The sequence below is a fragment of the Deltaproteobacteria bacterium genome, assembly GCA_005879795.1.
Classification (GTDB): Bacteria; Desulfobacterota; Binatia; order DP-6; family DP-6; genus DP-6.
On record VBKJ01000132.1, the window covers coordinates 1 to 375 of the forward strand.

Below are 375 nucleotides of genomic sequence, written 5' to 3' on the forward strand. Positions count from 1 at the left end.
CATGAAGGAGCGACGATGCGGACGCCGGATCTCCGGACGATCGCCGTCCTGGCGATCGGCGGCGTGCTGACCGGATGCGCGGGCAGCGGGGGCGAGGGCGGAGGGGGCGCGCCGCCGAAGCGGCCGAGTACGACCACGATCCCGCCGACGATCTCCTTCTCGATGACCATCCAGCCCATCTTCGACCGCTCGTGTGCGCTGACGAGCTGCCACACAGGGGCGGTGCCGGCGCAGGGCCAGGATCTCAGCGCGGGCGTCGCCTATAGCCAGTCGGTGAACGTGCCCTCGACGGAGCAACCGCGGCTCGAGCGGGTCAAGCCCTGCAAACCCAAGGACAGCTACCTGGTGCGCAAGATCCAGGGCGGGCCGAACATC

At 69.9% G+C, this 375-nt stretch carries 1 protein-coding gene; it reads left to right on the plus strand.

The genetic code is table 11. The annotated features are described in order from the left end of the window. Positions 1–15: 15 nt before the first annotated feature. A partial coding sequence (locus E6J59_08775; GenBank protein TMB20374.1) for a hypothetical protein occupies positions 16–375 on the plus strand: 360 nt, incomplete at its 3' end.